Source organism: Nonlabens marinus S1-08 (assembly GCF_000831385.1).
Taxonomy (GTDB): domain Bacteria; phylum Bacteroidota; class Bacteroidia; order Flavobacteriales; family Flavobacteriaceae; genus Nonlabens; species Nonlabens marinus.
This window is the reverse complement of the sequence record NZ_AP014548.1, coordinates 1,431,977-1,447,391: the sequence shown is the minus strand read 5'-3', so window position 1 is coordinate 1,447,391 and position 15,415 is coordinate 1,431,977. Positions and strand designations below refer to the sequence as shown.

The following is a 15,415-nucleotide window of genomic DNA, read 5'->3' as shown; positions in this document are numbered from 1 at the left end:
CACTCCTCCTTAAAACTTCAACCTAACCATAAAGTTTGTGGTTAAGCCTAGCGCACTTCTGCTGAACTTATCCACTGTGTTCTCCGCATTTATTCGATAGAAATTATTGATGACGTTGTCTGTATTAAAAACATTCCAGATCGACGCTCCTAGCTCAGAACGTAGTCCACGTGATAGTTTTAATTTGTACAAAGCAGATATATCTGCTCTTATATAGTCTTCTACTCTACTATCGTTTACCGTATCAAAATTCACCTCTCCGCGTTCTATTTCATTCCCTAGTAGCGGTACTGAGGTAGGCTTACCGGTTCTATAATTTAATCCTGTAGAGATATTCACAACGTCATTTGAATAGGTTGTTCCTAATGTGACGGAATGTGTGGTGTCAAAATTACTGGGGAATTGATTCTCTTCAAACTCCTCAAAGGTGTACTCATTTACCATATATGAATAACTGATCCAGCTGCTGATTTTTTGAACTTGTTTGCGCAATAAAACATCAACGCCCACGATATTATAGCTTCCCGTAGCCTTCTCAAACTCGTACTTTGTGGTAAAGCTTTGACTTTGTGAAGTGATACCATCGACCTCTTTATAATAGCCAGTGGCGTCCACTAGCCAGCCGTTATCCTCATATTGTAATCCTAAGGAAGCTTGTTTACTTCTTAAAATAGGGATATTCTCATTATCTGCCAGTTGCCATCTTCTTTTTTCCACTCCTAGAAAATCATTTTGAAAATTGATTATTTGTGAAGTGTTTTGATGTTTCAATTCTCCCAACATTTCTATTTGAAAATCTGTTCCCAGTTTTTTACTAAGGCTTACTCTAGGCTCGATCAGGAAAATATCAAATTTATTTATATAATTGAATCGTACTCCTGGACGCAAAAAGATGCTCCTATCCTTGTTTTGAAATTGCATTTGGGTGAAAATTGCATGTTCCCTTAAAATTTCTGAATCTCTTCTTAAAAATCGCGGTACATCTACATCATTCTGATTCACAACCTCGGACTCCACAAATTGATATCCTACATCCAGCGATAGGTATTCCCATTTGTAAGTTCCCTTCAGACTAACTCCAGTTTCTGAAACACTATTTTCTTGTGCAAAAAGTTGTTCTTCTAGAATATTGGCATTTACAGCTTGCAATTTGTAATCTGTATTGTATGCGTTGAAATGGGTTGAAAACTGATCGTTCCATTCCCGTTCATAGCTTAATCCAGCGGCAATGCTATATTGGGAAAGGCTACTTTTTCTACTCTCCAGAGTTTTATTGGCTGTGGAGGTTTCATCAAAAGACAAATCGTTATTGATAAGGATAAAGTTAAATCGCAAGCGATCGTTCTCTGATGGATGGTATAACCATCTTAAAGAAGTGTCATAAAAGCTGAAATTCTGATTTGAATTTAAAACACTCTCGATATTAGAATCAATCTCGGTTTGCTGTGTAACTCTTTCAAAATAGGTGTCATAAGTAGGCGTCCGCACCACGTCATCCACAGACCTGCGAGCCGCTACTTGTAACGATGAATTTTGACCAATGGGAAGATCTGCAAAAACATCAGCACTAATAAAATTAAGCCCTACACTTCCATCAAACTCCTTTTGTATGCGGTCGTGCGTATTCATCTGTATGGTACCTGAAACGCCGTCTGTATAAGAGACATCTGTCCCGTTCGTAATTACGGTTGCGGTTTTGGTGATTTGTGGATTAAAGCTTGAAATCAATCCAAAGAAGTGACCCGATTGATACATTTTTATACCATCCCAAAGGATCAGGTTTTGATCATGAGAACCACCTCTTATATTGATGTTAGACACGGTTTCATCAACACTTTGAACTCCTGGAAGTGCTTTTACGGTTTGTAACACATCTGTCTCGATAAGACCAGGAAGCGATGTAAACTTTGAAAAATCTATAGTTGTCGTGCCATCTCTGTTTTTATCAATTCCACGCACGATATAACCTTCTACAACGATAGAAGAGATTTGCATTTCTTGCTGGTACATCTCTACATTCGAACAATTGTCTGAATCAAATAATAAAGCCTTTTCCTGAATGGTTTTGAAACCTAGAAAACTGATTGTAATTTCTTCCTCTAGGGAGCTTACTGCAATCTCAAAAAAGCCATTACTGGCACTTATGGTGCTTTCCACTTCTCCTAAAACCGTCGCTCCTTCCAGTGCTTTTAAAGATTGAGCGTCTTTTAAATAACCACAAATCTTGATGTTTTTTGTGATGGAAAATATAGCTTCCCCTATTTTAGTAAACTGCAATGAAGTCTCTACTTCCAGCCGATTTATATGCTCTTTAAGTGTTCGCTTTCGCGAAAGCGGAACTACCCTTATTCCTTCTACTAATTCACTTTGATAGTTGAATTGAACTTGAAATTGCTCAGACAAGATATGGAGCGCCTCTTTAAGCGCAATCTTTTCTCCCGAAGTTTGCCCTGCGGTCTTAAATGACCAGAAAAAACAAACAAATAAAATAATATGGAGCCAGTTATTCTTGAGCATTAGTTACAACAACCTGGGTTTTACTCGTCTTTTGATAGGTCAAATTTAGACTTTGGGTAATAGCCATTAATGCATTGTCCAGGTTATCAAGCTCGAACGCACCAGTGAATAACATGGATTTATCTATATTCTCTAGCGTGATTTTTATGTTGTAATGCGCCTCTAAAGCGGCAAAGACCTCTTCTACACTTGCTTGATCAAAAACCTTCATGTTTTGCAACCATTCTGGCTGGATCACAGCGACATCAAATGTTTCTGAAACTCCATTCTTCACGCGATAGGCTTTACCAGCTGGAAGCTTAGTAGTGGTGTTATCATGAAACACCTGCACCAATCCTTCATAACAAATCACACTAAAAATACTATCTCGCGCACTCACATTAAATTGTGTCCCTAACACGCTGATGGTACCATACATAGTATTTACGTCAAAGCGTTTCCCTTTTTCTACATCAAAAAAAGCTTCTCCTTCCAGATCTAATTCTCGTTTCTCATCCCATGTTGAAGCGTTGTACTCCAGCCGGGAGAGCTCATTTAATTTTATCTCAGAATTATCTGGTAGCCTAATTGTTTCTACCTGTGCGTAATTTGTCTGGAATGTTTTTATATCATCGTTATCGAACACCATATATAGTCCAAAAGCTATAACAAAGACGGCAGCAATGCGGGTGGCTATTTTTAGCCAATTCCAGGATGATGATTTTTGACCGGTAATTTTATTTTCCAATGCTTCAAATGGGAGTACTCTAGCGTGGTGCTCGCCACTAAAACCTTGCGCATGTTCAACAATCTCCTCATACCATGCTGCATCCTCTAAAGCGGCAAAAGCCTTAGCTTCTGCTTTTGACAAGTCGTTTTCTAACCACTTCTTTATTAAGTATTCTTTGTCCATAACTATCTGTACTACTTATAAAACAACTAACTGTAGTATTATCCCTAACTTATTTTCCTCTAAGCTCTTCTAGTTCATCTTTTAGCTTATTAAAGGCAGCGTAAATACGATGTTCCACAACTTTTTTTGTAACACCTAATAGTGCTGCAATTTCTTTATGGGTTTTACCGTCCACCTTGCTCATAAGAAAGGCAACCCGATCCTCTTCTTTTAAATTTGCCAAAACAGTTTCATAGCGTTCTGAAAACTCCTTTTTGCGCAACACAAATTCTGGAGACTCATTCGTATAATCTTTAGGCTTTACTTGATGATGTTTCAAGACCACTTTCTGATGCTTGACTTCATTGAGCATCATGTTATTTGCCACCGTATATAAGTAAGTTTTTGCAGCCTCTGGAGCAACCTTAGCACAGTTCTCCCATAACTTTATATAAGCATCTTGTACTTTATCAGATGGATTTAATAAGGCTCCATATTTATAAAACAAGATATTACTAAGACTTTGAGCATACTTTTCATAGAGTTTTGAAAAGTGTTGTTTATCGCAAATATTTTGATATAGTGATTTTGCCAACTACTAGTTTTTTTGATTTCAGAGTAGAAAGGTAGGAATAAAAAAAAGTAGAAATTTTTGGGACATTTGAAAATGTAGTTGTTTTAATTATAGAGGAGGGTTATTTAAGTTCTTTTAGTAACTAGGATTATTTAAATTTTTCTCATTCCATAAAATCATTTCATCATGAAAACATGTAAATCGATAGTATACGCAGTATTAGGCTTATTCCTAATCACAACTTCTTGTAGAACTGAAGACGATTTGAGTATTGATCCACCAGAAGAAACCACCTTGATTGCTAATTCGGTTTTGGCAAACAAAATTAAAAGAGTGGCAAAGAATGATGGTTCTACAGACAATATCATCTACAACGCAAACTGTTTTACCATTCAACTACCCGTAACGGTTACCGTCAACGGTATCGTTTTGACGATCACCGAGATTAGCAATTATGAAGACCTTGAAGATCTTTTAGACGAATTTGATGATGATGATGACATTGTCGAAATTACGTTTCCTATCACTATAATTCTGGCAGACTTTACCAGAATTGAGGTCAACAGTTTAGGTGAGTTAGAAGATTATGCAGACGATTGCAATGGTGAAAATGAAGAAGATGATGACATAGAGTGTATCGACTTCGTTTATCCTGTGACCGCATCCGTTTTTAATTCTAATAACGAGATCATTGCCACTCTAACTTTTAATAGTGATAATGAGCTTTATGATTTTATAGATGATCTCGATGAAGATGATCTAGTAGGCTTTGACTTTCCCATCAGTATTATTATTTCCGATGGCAGCGAGATTGTTGTCAATAACTTTAATGAGCTAGAACAAGCGATTGATAATTATGAAGACGATTGTGATGAGGATGATGATTACGACTACAATGATGATGATTGTGATGATTGTACTACTAGCGGTTTCGAATCTATCTTAACTAATTGTGCGGACTGGACTGTCGAAGAATTAGAACTAGATGATGTAGACCTTGAAGACCAATATGTTGATTATATTTTTTCGTTTGAATCAAATGGAACAATTACCGTAACAAACAATGGAAACACCATTGCTGGAACCTGGTCCACATCTGGTACAGGCAACAACATAAGTTTTAACATAAACATTCCTGATCTAACTGACTTCAATCGTTCCTGGATCTTGCACGAGATAGAACAGGAATCTGGAGAAACTGAATTTGAACTCCAGGCAGGAGATGACGAATTAGTATTTAAAAGTGACAGCTGTAATTAAATAATCAAACAGTGAAAACAATAAAAACAAACCCTAAATAATAAATCATGAAAAAATCAATTTTTAAAATTCTTGCAGCATCTTTAATAATAGGAGTATCTGCATGTAGTTCAGACGAATCATCAGATCAGCCTGTACTTTCCGTAAGTTTCAAAACAGTAAACTCTTTTGACACTCAAGCTCAAGCAAGCAACATCATGGAAAAGAGTTCTCATAGTAGTTTCGTTTTCAATGATGGGTTCATCACTTTGACTTCGATGGCATATGAGGCCGAAACCCAAAATGATTCTACCTCAATAGAGTTTGAACTAGAAGGAGTTGTGGTTATCGACTTTGCCACAGGAATTCCTACGCCAGATATCAGACCCATCGCTATACCTGCAGGAACATACCAAGAGGTAGAAGTAGAGATAGAACTGTTAGATGAGTCTGATTCTCCCTCTGTTGTTTTAAACGGTATCTATACTGCTCGCGATGAAACAGTTCATCCTGTTCGCTTTGAATTTAATTCTGGTGAGACGTTCGAGGTTGAAAGAGAAGGCACCATCACTTTTACACAAAGTCAGTCAACCATCGCTGAAATAACCTTTGACCCATCTGTTTGGTTCATTGGAGTAACTGCTGAACTTATGGCAAACGCTACAAAAGATGTAAATGGGGTCATCGTAATCAGTGAAACCCAAAACAGCAATATTTTTGATATCGTTGCTGACGGTCTGGATATAGCCACAGAATTGGAAATCACAAATTAAAAATTTAAAACAGGTTGAGGAGTTCTCTATCTTTGAAACAATAATTAAATAGAATAAAAATGAAAAAAATGAGTCTAAAGTATTTTAGAATTTTAACAATCATTCATTGCATTAACCTTCGCATTCATATCCTGTTCAGATGATGACGATTTATTTGCTACTATCACAGTAAATGAAGGGCCGTCTGGTGACATAGGCGGTGATTTTACCGGAAATGGTGGAAATGGAATCAGAACAATTGCTTGGACTAATAATGCGGCAACTGCGGATTATAATTCAGATATTACTTCAACCGCAGAGGGAACTTTTAATTTAACAGTTAGAGACGCCAACGGAACAGTTGTTCTCAACAGAAGTTTAAATGGAAATACGGAACCCGATTCCTTTTCAGGTGTTACTCAGGCAGGAGTGGCAGGTGCATGGTCGGTTACTATTACCCTGACTTCTTTTAATGGCGATGGCAGCTATTCATTGAGTTCTGGCAATTAAAGAATTGCTATCATCTATTATGATAAAAGCTGCCTATGGGCAGTTTTTTTTAGGTGAGGGAAAATAATTAACGATTAAAAACAATCCCTATAAAATATTTTTTAAGTACTGTCCCGTCCTAAATTATCGATTCAGGTAATATAGGACTGGACATTTTTAAGACAAAAAAGCCGATTCAGAAATGAATCGGCTTTTTACTAGTAGCGGGAACTGGACTCGAACCAGTGACCTTCGGGTTATGAGCCCGACGAGCTACCTACTGCTCTATCCCGCGATATGGACGGCAAATATACGACCTTTTCACAATCTCCACAACTTTTTATCATTTTTCATTGAGGAGTTTCGTTAAACAAATCTCAAATCACAAGAACTTGGCAGAGGATCAAACCATTACCTATTATTTTTAAGTAAAATGAACTATTATGGACTCCAAAGTAAAAACTGAACAATACCTCAACAGCATATTAGAAAAGACTTATGATGCTCAAAGAGGATACGCAAACGCATCTGAAGTAGTTGAGAATGTAGACTTGAAAAGATGGTTTGCACAGCAGGGAGCAAAACGTACCCGATACGCAGCTAGCATTACAGGTGAAATGAAAGGCATGAATGAGTCACCAGAATTTGATGGCAGTGTAAAAGGAGATCTTCACCGCAGCTGGATGAACATTAAAGCTGCCTTAAGCGGTAATAAAGATGAAACCGTTCTAGAAGAATGTTTGAGAGGTGAACAAGCTGCTATTGAAGAATACTCGGAAGTGTTGAAGCACCGTGAGGAGTTACCACAAACTGTAGTGAGCGTTCTAGAAGCTCAAAAAGATGAAATTCAAAGCACTGTAAATCAAATAAAGCGACTGGAAGATGTTGCAGCGCATATAAACGACTAGATTTCAAATTATAGAAAATAATTAGCCGCTATAGAGCGGCTTTTTTATTGTCCTAATTCCCTGGCTTCAAAAGCAGTGAGTTCCCCTTCTTCAAAAACGACTGACAGTTCAATGGGATTACAACACACCTCGCAATCCTCTACATAGGTTTGTGAATAAGCTGGATCAAGCAGCATAGAAATCTCTTGCCAGCAATGAGGACACGAGAAGAAATGCTCTATCATAATTCTTGATTCATTAACTCACCTGCCAGTTGCAAAAGTTGAAGTTCGGCAAGTTTAGCATTGTACTTTGCAAGGTTTTGAGTGGTTTGGGCGTTCACAAGGTTGATTTGTGCCTGACGTAAAACAATACTAGTGATCTGACCTAGACGATATTGTTCCTCAGATCTACTGAAGTTATTTCGATTCGTCTCCACATTCTGGGTTTGAAGACGATAGATGGCTAGTGCATTCTCATAATCACCACGTGCATTGGCAATATCTCGCATGACTTGCTTCTCCGTTTGCTCCAGTCGTAGTCTTTCATTTTCCGCCGTGATTTTAGAATTTTCCAATCCTGTTATGGATCTTCCACCATCAAAAATATTCCAAGTAAGTGTAGCGCCTAGGTTAAGAGCATCGCTAGTACCAGTTCGAGACGGAAAAAATGGGCTTTGCGGATCCTCTGACCTATTCCAGCCGTAATTCCCACTTAGTCCTACTCTAGGAAGTAGTAATGCTTTAGTGGTATTGATATCCCATTCCCGTATTTGCACATTACTGCGAGAAATCATCAGCCGAACATTATCCTCTACCTCATTCAAATAACTGATAATTTCAAGCTCTGGCTTAAGCACCACTAAAGTGTCAACGGTAAATGCAGTTGCGTTTATTTCACGATTCATTACCAGGTTGAGATCTCTCTTTGCATTTTCAAGATTTTGGCGAGCGTTTAAAACAGTAATGCTATCCGTATTAATGTCTACCTGGGCATTGAGAACTTCTAGCTTATTCACCTGACCGTATTCAAATTGATATTGCGCGCGGGTTTCTCTCTTTTTGGTGTTTTGTAATGTTTGTTCAAAGACTGAAAGGTTTTCCGTAAGTCGGGCTACTTCATAATAAACACTCATCAATTGTAACGTAGTACTCTCAATTACTTGTCTTACCTCTAGATCAGTCAAGTCGTATTGTTCTTTTAAGATCTTGTAGTTGTAAAACCTACCTAAACCATCAAAGAGCAAATAATCCACTCCTATACTTGCATTATAACGCCTTGCAATCTGATCATTTAAAACTACCGGCCTCCTGGGCGGTAAGATGGCACCCGTGCTATCTGCGGTCGTTCCAAATTCAGTCCGACTGTCCGTATTGCTATAGTTCGCTCCCGCAGTACCAGTCACGCTAGGTAAATAGCCGCTATTCAGGATACTTTGATTATTATCCGCAACTTCAAGACGATTGCGATTGATGAGAATATCATAGTTATTCTCCAGCATGTTTTGAACGGCCTCGTTCTTTTGCAAAACGCTGTTTAATGTTTGTTGTGAGTACGCTTTCGCGAAAGCGAAAAAAACCACCACAACACTGCTTATCAGTAGCTTTTTATTCATCACTTTTTTCTTCAAATTCTTCTAATGCTTTTTGCTCCTTAGCGATACTGGTAACAGAAGTCTTGTCAATTTTCTCTCCAGTTCTCAACCAGTGGATCCAGACTTTACTGTTGTTCCCAAAACTGAGAAACAAGGGTAAAAGCAGTAAAGTTAGTACGGTTGCGATTGCTATACCATAAGAAATGGAGATCGCCATAGGTTTTAAGAATTGTGCCTGACGACTCTTTTCTAATAGTAAGGGTGCTAATCCAGCCACTGTAGTTAATGAAGTTAAGAAAATTGCCCTAAAACGGCTTTTCCCAGCTTCATATAAGGCCTCGTCAAAATCTCTGCCCTCACGTATTAAGGAGTTGAATTTACCTATAAGCACAAGCCCGTCATTCACCATAATTCCTATCAGGGCTATGATTCCCAACATACTTAATATATTCACTGGGAAACCATGGATCCAGTGTCCCCATGCCACGGCAATAAAACTGAATGGAATCAATAAAATCAACATGATGGGCTGCGTCCCACTGCGGAAAGTGAAGGCGATCACAAAATAGATTATCAATAAAACTAGTGGGAATATGAAGCTGGCGCTACTGGAGATCTTTTCAGCTTCTCTGGCTTGACCACTCAAATAATTAGGTGAAATCGTCGGGTATTTTTTCTGTAGTTCTGGTATGATATTCTCTTGAATATCAGTCAGCACATCTGTAGCACTTTGGTTGGGATCCTTTAGGTCAGCGCTTATTAAAATTTCTCTGCGCCCTTCTAAGTGGTTGATGACTACATCGCCACGTTCAATTGTGTAGTCTGCAATATCCCTTAAAGGCACGCGATCGCCGCTAGGTGTAGCAATACGCAACTCGTCCATATCCTTGATGCTGTTGCGATTATCTCGCTCGTAACGCACCCAAACACGTATCTCATCCTGACCTCGCTGGAATCGCTGTGCTTCCTGTCCAAAAAACGCAGATCGCACCTGGCTCATCACTGATCGGGAATTCAATCCTAATGCATAGGCGTTGTCATTCAATTCCAGCTTGATTTCTTTGATTCCTGCAGGGTCATTGTCTTCTATATCTTTCAACAACGGGTTCTGACTTAAGATCTCTTTAAAATCCTCTGTAGCCGCTTTTAGTTCGTTGATGTCGTTACTCAATAATGAGACGGAAACTGGACTCCCTCCAAAATTTCCTCCTGATCCAAATGTCAAAGTCTCCGCTCCAGGAATAACGCCTACCAACTCTCGCAACCTATTCGCTACTATGGGAGAAGTCAAGGCTTCTGGTCGGGTCTCTCCTGGTAACAAGTTGATGGATAAGTTAGCCGAGGAGGAAGAGGTTTGAGATTTGATGATATTTTCAAATAGCATGACGCTGTCCCCATACTCCTCGTCAGTCAAATATTCTTCCGTCAATTCTTTATTGACGATTTGAGCTTTTTGCTGTATAGATGAGATCAAAGAATCTGTTATCGACTCTGCCGTACCATTTGGCATCTCTAGAGTTACAGAAACTTGATCACTGGATATTTGTGGAAACAGTGTTACCCCAATGATACCACCGCCAACAGATCCAACAGTAAGCAACAACGCAGCCACGAAAAATGAAAAAGTCAAGAATTGGTTTTTTAGGGTGAAACGCAATGCTGGAGCATAGATCTTATCCCGCATCCAATTCATTGTCTTGTCACCATACTCATTCACCACTCGCATTTTCTGAAATGCTTTAGCGATTCCTGTCTTGGGAACTTCTGACCTAGGTTTTAGTGCCTTTGAATGCGCTAAGTGAGCCGGCAGAATGATCAGCGCTTCTACTAATGAAACCAATAAGGTTAAAATAACAATGACCGATACCTCACTAAAGAATTCCCCAATTCTCCCATCTAAAAACAGGAATGTAGAGAATGCTAATATCGTGGTGATGATCGCACTTAAAATAGGCGGGATCACCTCCATCGTTCCGTCGATAGCTGCTTCTACTGGATCTTTACCATCCTCGTAATGCTGGTAAATATTTTCAGCAATTACAATTCCATCATCTACCAAAATACCTATGACGATGATCATTCCAAATAAGGAAAGTACATTGATGGTGACGTCAAACTGTCCAGCAAAAATGAACATCCCCAGAAAAGCAATAGGTAAACCAAAAGCTACCCAGAACGCAAGTCTGGTATTCAAGAAAACGGAAAGAAATAACAGCACTAGCAACATACCAATGATGGCATTCTCTGTAAGCAAGGCGGTACGTTGATTCAATGTGATAGACAAATCCCGAACGACGTTCAACTGCACATTTGTGGAGCGTTGATTGTATTTCTCTATGTATTCTTTGACCTTGTCTGCACTATCAATCAAATCTTCCGCATTTGTGCTGGTCACTGTAATATTTACTGCGCGCTCGTCATCAAAGTAAGTGGCATTTGGAGATTCTGAAAAGCGATCTCGAACAGTAGCCACATCCTTGAGGAAAATTGTAGTTCCATCGGGCCGTGTGCGCACTGGGATATAATTCAATTCGTCGCCGTAATAGGAACGATTATTTGCTCGTATCAAGTACTCCTCAACATCAGTTTTGATATTACCACCGGTGGTTAGGATATTAGAATTTGCCACTGCGGTCGCCACCTCTTGAAAAGTAACATTATAGCCTAGTAACGTATTTTCATTGACTGCAATTTCAATCTCCTCAGCAGGATAACCCGTGATTGAGATTTGCGAAATACCATCAATTCCTCGCAAATCATTTTCAACATCTCGAGCGAGTTGTTTTAGAGTGTTTAATGGCACATTCGTACCGCTTAAAGCAAAAGTAATTGTTGGTCTAGATTCTTCTCTTTTGGCGACTACCAGAGGTTCCATTCCAATAGGAAATGAAGGCACTCGATCCACCGCATTTTTGACTTCCAGTAGCATAAAGTCGATGTTGTAGCCTTTCAAAATCTCAACGGTAATCGACCCTGAGTTTTCTCTTGAGGCAGATGTGACCCTATCTATTCCTTCAATTCCTTTTAAATTATCCTCGATCTTGAGAACGACACCTTCTTCAATTTCCTGAGGAGATGCTCCCGGATACACCACATTGATGGTGATAACTTTAGATTCTACCAGTGGAAAAAAAGATGACTTTAAGGAGAGCATGCCTAGAATACCAAAAATGGTAAAGGCTGCGATGACTACGTTAACTGCCACATGATGCCTGATGAAGTAACTTATAACTGACCTCATTAGCTTGCCTTTTCTTCAGTAGTATTCTCTGCTTTTTTATTGCCAGCAGCTTGCTCCTCCGTTTTTACAAGCATTCCTTCATAGGCGCCAGAGATGGATTGCGAAACAATCACAGTTCCATTTTCTAAACCTTTTAAAACAACCGTTTTATCCGAATAGTACACTGGAGAAACTTTTTTCAAAACCAGTTTTCCTTCCTCAATCACAAATATCCCATTGCCATTTTGCAATAAGCTGCGATCCAATTCGACCGCATTTTCTATTTGCTGTGCATCAAGGTTTGCCGTTAAATACATACCTTCTTTCAACTCAGCATCATTTACTTCAATCACGACAGTAATGGTTTGAGATGATTGATCCACTTTTGCATTGACACGAGTCACTGTGCCTTGATATGTTTTAGTCCCTGAAATATTTTTCAAGCTTACCTCCTCTCCTATTTGCAATAAGTCGGCAAACTCAGCGCTTATAGAAACTTGCATTTCATAACTACCAGGCTGTATAAATTCTCCTAGTTGTTGCCCGTTGCGCACTAAAGTTCCTTCCGTCACCAATGCATCTGTTAGTACACCCGAGAACGGTGCGGTAATGCGGTACTTACCCAATCGGTTTTCTAGATTTTTAAGATTGTAATAAGTCGTATAAATATTCCTTCCTGTAACAAAATATTTCTCTTTATCACTCAATGGCTCCGGCAGGGCTGGAGTATAGGTATTCATATTCCATTTGTCCAAATAGGCTTGCCATTGCGGGTAAGATTCTGGATAGTCTAATCTCAAGTCAGGCATGATCGCCGTGATCTGATTGTTAAGCGTGCTACGAGAACTACGTACTTGAGAGTAAAACTCAGTGTTGTCAATAGAAATCAGAGTTTCTCCCGCTCGATACTCTTGACCAGTTCTGAATAATTTGCCTGTAGACCTGAACACACCGGTAACTTCCGCATACAACTCCACACGACGTTTTGCCTGTAGGTTTCCATTAGCAGGAATAACGATAGGTATGGTAGAATTCTGGATCGTATCTGTAGTCACAATTTTGACTTCCTTCACCGCTTTAGGTTTAGGAGCCGTTTTGCTATCAATAATCAGCTTAGCACCTACGGCAGCGCCAGCGATGATAACGACGGCTAGAATAATTAATATGATCTTACGCATGATAAAAAATATGGAATGTACTGAAATTCAGTTATTGCAAAACTACAGGAGCACCTTACCGCGATCGTTAAGAAAATCTTAAAGATGTGGGTACAAGCATTATTCCCACACCTCAATTTATGGCATCAATTTCAACAGAGACGCTCTCCCACTTTTGCATCCATTCGTCCAGGTTTTTCTTCTTTGCTTTGTAACGTTCAAAGAACTTAGGATCTGCCGCTGTTTTGTCATAATCTGCAGCAAGCTCAGCATCCATTTTTTCAACTTCTCTTTCGAGTTTGTTGATTTCAGATTCGGCATTGGATAGGCGGTTGTTCAACGATTTTAGCTTTTTCTGCTGCTCAAAAGATGGTTTTGAATTGTCGTTTGTTCGCTTTCGCGAAAGCGAATCTCCCTCAAACACTGTGCTCTTTTCAATCTCTCGCATGTCACGAGCCTTGCGTTGCTCTAGATAGTAATCAATATCGCCGAGGTAAGCATGCAACTTGTGATCGCGGAACTCGTACACCAAGTCTGTCAAGCCCTGTAAAAATTCCCGGTCGTGAGAAACGACAATTAATGTGCCTTCAAATTTAATCAAGGCCTGCTTCAAAACGTTCTTTGATTGAATGTCCAAATGGTTGGTAGGCTCATCCATGATGAGCACATTGAAAGGTTGTAGCAATAGTTTACATAGTGCCAATCGATTGCGCTCTCCACCACTAAGCACCTTGACTTTTTTCTCAACTTCATCGCCTCTAAACAGGAACGAACCTAACATGTCCCGAACTTTTACTCGGTTGGAATCGTCTGCCGAGTCGATCATGGTATCGAGAACGGTTTTTTCACCATCCAGATACTCTGCCTGATTTTGTGCAAAGTAGCCCAGTTGCACGTTATGACCCAGATTGACATCACCGCCGTATTCCTGTATGTCACCTACTATAATTTTAGCAAGTGTGGATTTTCCCATACCATTCTGACCTACAAAAGCCAGTCGGGTACCGCGTTCTACCATCAAGTCAACCCCACGCAAGACATTTTTGTCAGCATAGGATTTTTGTATTTTATCAACTTCTAAGACGATTTTTCCTGGTTGTATGGACTGTGTAAAGTTGATGTTCATGGCCGCATTGTCGACCTGATCCACCTCGACCACATCCATGCGGTTCAGCTTCTTGACCAACGATTGCGCCATGGTGGCTTTACTAGCTTTGGCTTTGAATTTTTCAATTAGCTTTTCCGTACGCTCAATTTCCTTCTGTTGGTTTTTTGCGGTTGCAGCTTGCTGCTCTCGCAATTCTGCTCGCAGGGCAAGGAATTTAGTATAAGGTTTTGGGTAATCGTAAATACGACCCAGGCTGATTTCTATGGTTCTATTCGTAACATTGTCCAAGAACATTTTATCGTGACTCACGATAACGACCGCTCCAGGATAGGTTTGTAAAAAGCCTTCCAGCCAGAGGATGGAATCTATATCCAGGTGGTTGGTAGGTTCATCCAGCAATAGGATGTCGTGTTTTTCAAGCAGTAATTTGGCCAGCTCAATACGCATGCGCCATCCACCAGACAGTTCATCCGTTAGTTTGTCAAATTGTTCTGGTTTAAAGGCCAAGCCTTTCAAGATCTTTTCGGTTTCCCCTTTGTATTGATACCCACCTATAATCTCGTACTCGTGGGTCAAATCTCCTATGGACTGGATCAACTCCATGTAGCTGTCGCTCTCATAGTCTGTTCTTGTCGCTAGTGCATGGTTGATGTCTTCCATTTGAGCTTCTATGGATCTCGCTTTCGCGAAAGCGGTATATGCCTCTTCTAACACCGTTCTCCCTTGCTCAAAATCAATATCTTGACGCAAAAAGCCTATACTCACTTCTTTTTCAATAGCCAGCGAACCTTGATCTGCTGGAATATCACCTGCAATCACCTTGAGCATGGTAGACTTTCCAGCACCGTTTTTACCTATCAAACCCACGCGATTACCCGCATTGAGCCTAAAAGTTATTTCTTCAAAAAGTGGTTCACCGCCAAAGCTGACGTGCAAATCGTGAATGTTAAGCATAGCAATTTTGTATCTTTGCAAAGATGCGTCTATCCCGATGAACGCTAAAGTTT

Annotated in this window: 11 protein-coding genes and 1 tRNA gene; 3 read left to right on the top strand and 9 right to left on the bottom strand. The window is 39.6% G+C overall.

Annotated features, from left to right (window positions below):
* Positions 1–9 precede the first annotated feature (9 nt).
* The 3 genes from NMS_RS06685 to NMS_RS06675 are packed head-to-tail and all read right to left on the bottom strand — an operon-like array spanning position 10 to position 3,983.
* Positions 10–2,517: a TonB-dependent receptor gene (locus tag NMS_RS06685; RefSeq protein WP_041496014.1), complete on the bottom strand. Its 2,508-nt coding sequence runs from the start codon at positions 2,515–2,517 to the stop codon at positions 10–12.
* Positions 2,504–3,409, bottom strand: coding sequence for a FecR family protein (locus NMS_RS06680; protein WP_041496013.1), 906 nt, complete (start codon positions 3,407–3,409; stop codon positions 2,504–2,506). Before NMS_RS06680 ends, NMS_RS06685 begins: the two co-directional genes overlap by 14 nt.
* A 49-nt stretch (positions 3,410–3,458) precedes the next feature.
* Entirely contained in the window at positions 3,459–3,983 is a 525-nt protein-coding gene (locus NMS_RS06675) for an RNA polymerase sigma factor (protein WP_041496012.1), read from the bottom strand.
* Between the two features lie 165 nt (positions 3,984–4,148).
* Here NMS_RS06675 and NMS_RS06670 point away from each other — a divergent pair, with 165 nt between their 5' ends.
* Positions 4,149–5,222: a hypothetical protein gene (locus NMS_RS06670; RefSeq protein ID WP_041496011.1), complete on the top strand. Its 1,074-nt coding sequence runs from the start codon at positions 4,149–4,151 to the stop codon at positions 5,220–5,222.
* 47 nt (positions 5,223–5,269) lie between these two features.
* Complete coding sequence (locus NMS_RS06665; RefSeq protein WP_148311343.1) at positions 5,270–5,974, top strand: hypothetical protein; 705 nt, start codon at positions 5,270–5,272, stop codon at positions 5,972–5,974.
* Between the two features lie 690 nt (positions 5,975–6,664).
* Here the strand turns inward: NMS_RS06665 and NMS_RS06660 are convergent.
* Positions 6,665–6,737 (bottom strand) — tRNA-Met (locus tag NMS_RS06660).
* A 148-nt stretch (positions 6,738–6,885) separates the two neighbouring features.
* Here NMS_RS06660 and NMS_RS06655 point away from each other — a divergent pair.
* Complete coding sequence (locus tag NMS_RS06655) at positions 6,886–7,350, top strand: ferritin-like domain-containing protein (protein ID WP_041496009.1); 465 nt, start codon at positions 6,886–6,888, stop codon at positions 7,348–7,350.
* Between the two features lie 44 nt (positions 7,351–7,394).
* Here NMS_RS06655 and NMS_RS06650 read toward each other — a convergent pair whose 3' ends face one another.
* The 5 genes from NMS_RS06650 to NMS_RS06630 all read right to left on the bottom strand — a co-directional run bounded on the left by NMS_RS06650 (position 7,395) and on the right by NMS_RS06630 (position 15,362).
* Complete coding sequence (locus NMS_RS06650; protein ID WP_041496008.1) at positions 7,395–7,574, bottom strand: CPXCG motif-containing cysteine-rich protein; 180 nt, start codon at positions 7,572–7,574, stop codon at positions 7,395–7,397.
* Entirely contained in the window at positions 7,571–8,944 is a 1,374-nt protein-coding gene (locus tag NMS_RS06645) for a TolC family protein (RefSeq protein ID WP_041496007.1), read from the bottom strand. The genes NMS_RS06650 and NMS_RS06645 overlap by 4 nt, the downstream gene beginning before the upstream one ends.
* Positions 8,937–12,164, bottom strand: a complete 3,228-nt coding sequence (locus tag NMS_RS06640) for an efflux RND transporter permease subunit (RefSeq protein ID WP_041496006.1) — start codon at positions 12,162–12,164, stop codon at positions 8,937–8,939. Before NMS_RS06640 ends, NMS_RS06645 begins: the two co-directional genes overlap by 8 nt.
* A complete protein-coding gene (locus NMS_RS06635; RefSeq protein ID WP_041496005.1) occupies positions 12,164–13,321 on the bottom strand; it encodes an efflux RND transporter periplasmic adaptor subunit in 1,158 nt (385 codons plus the stop codon). The genes NMS_RS06640 and NMS_RS06635 overlap by 1 nt, the downstream gene beginning before the upstream one ends.
* A gap of 112 nt (positions 13,322–13,433) precedes the next feature.
* On the bottom strand, positions 13,434–15,362 hold the full coding sequence (locus NMS_RS06630; RefSeq protein WP_041496004.1) for an ABC-F family ATP-binding cassette domain-containing protein: 1,929 nt from the start codon (positions 15,360–15,362) through the stop codon (positions 13,434–13,436).
* Positions 15,363–15,415: the final 53 nt, after the last annotated feature.

Bases quoted from the DNA above. Each gene is read 5' to 3' on its own strand.
- NMS_RS06645 (WP_041496007.1), bottom strand. From the start codon at position 8,944: ATGAATAAAAAGCTACTGATAAGCAGTGTTGTGGTGGTTTTTTTCGCT.
- NMS_RS06630 (WP_041496004.1), bottom strand. From the start codon at position 15,362: ATGCTTAACATTCACGATTTGCACGTCAGCTTTGGCGGTGAACCACTT.
- NMS_RS06635 (WP_041496005.1), bottom strand. From the start codon at position 13,321: ATGCGTAAGATCATATTAATTATTCTAGCCGTCGTTATCATCGCTGGC.
- NMS_RS06655 (WP_041496009.1), top strand. From the start codon at position 6,886: ATGGACTCCAAAGTAAAAACTGAACAATACCTCAACAGCATATTAGAA.
- NMS_RS06685 (WP_041496014.1), bottom strand. From the start codon at position 2,517: ATGCTCAAGAATAACTGGCTCCATATTATTTTATTTGTTTGTTTTTTC.
- NMS_RS06665 (WP_148311343.1), top strand. From the start codon at position 5,270: ATGAAAAAATCAATTTTTAAAATTCTTGCAGCATCTTTAATAATAGGA.
- NMS_RS06670 (WP_041496011.1), top strand. From the start codon at position 4,149: ATGAAAACATGTAAATCGATAGTATACGCAGTATTAGGCTTATTCCTA.
- NMS_RS06680 (WP_041496013.1), bottom strand. From the start codon at position 3,409: ATGGACAAAGAATACTTAATAAAGAAGTGGTTAGAAAACGACTTGTCA.
- NMS_RS06640 (WP_041496006.1), bottom strand. From the start codon at position 12,164: ATGAGGTCAGTTATAAGTTACTTCATCAGGCATCATGTGGCAGTTAAC.
- NMS_RS06650 (WP_041496008.1), bottom strand. From the start codon at position 7,574: ATGATAGAGCATTTCTTCTCGTGTCCTCATTGCTGGCAAGAGATTTCT.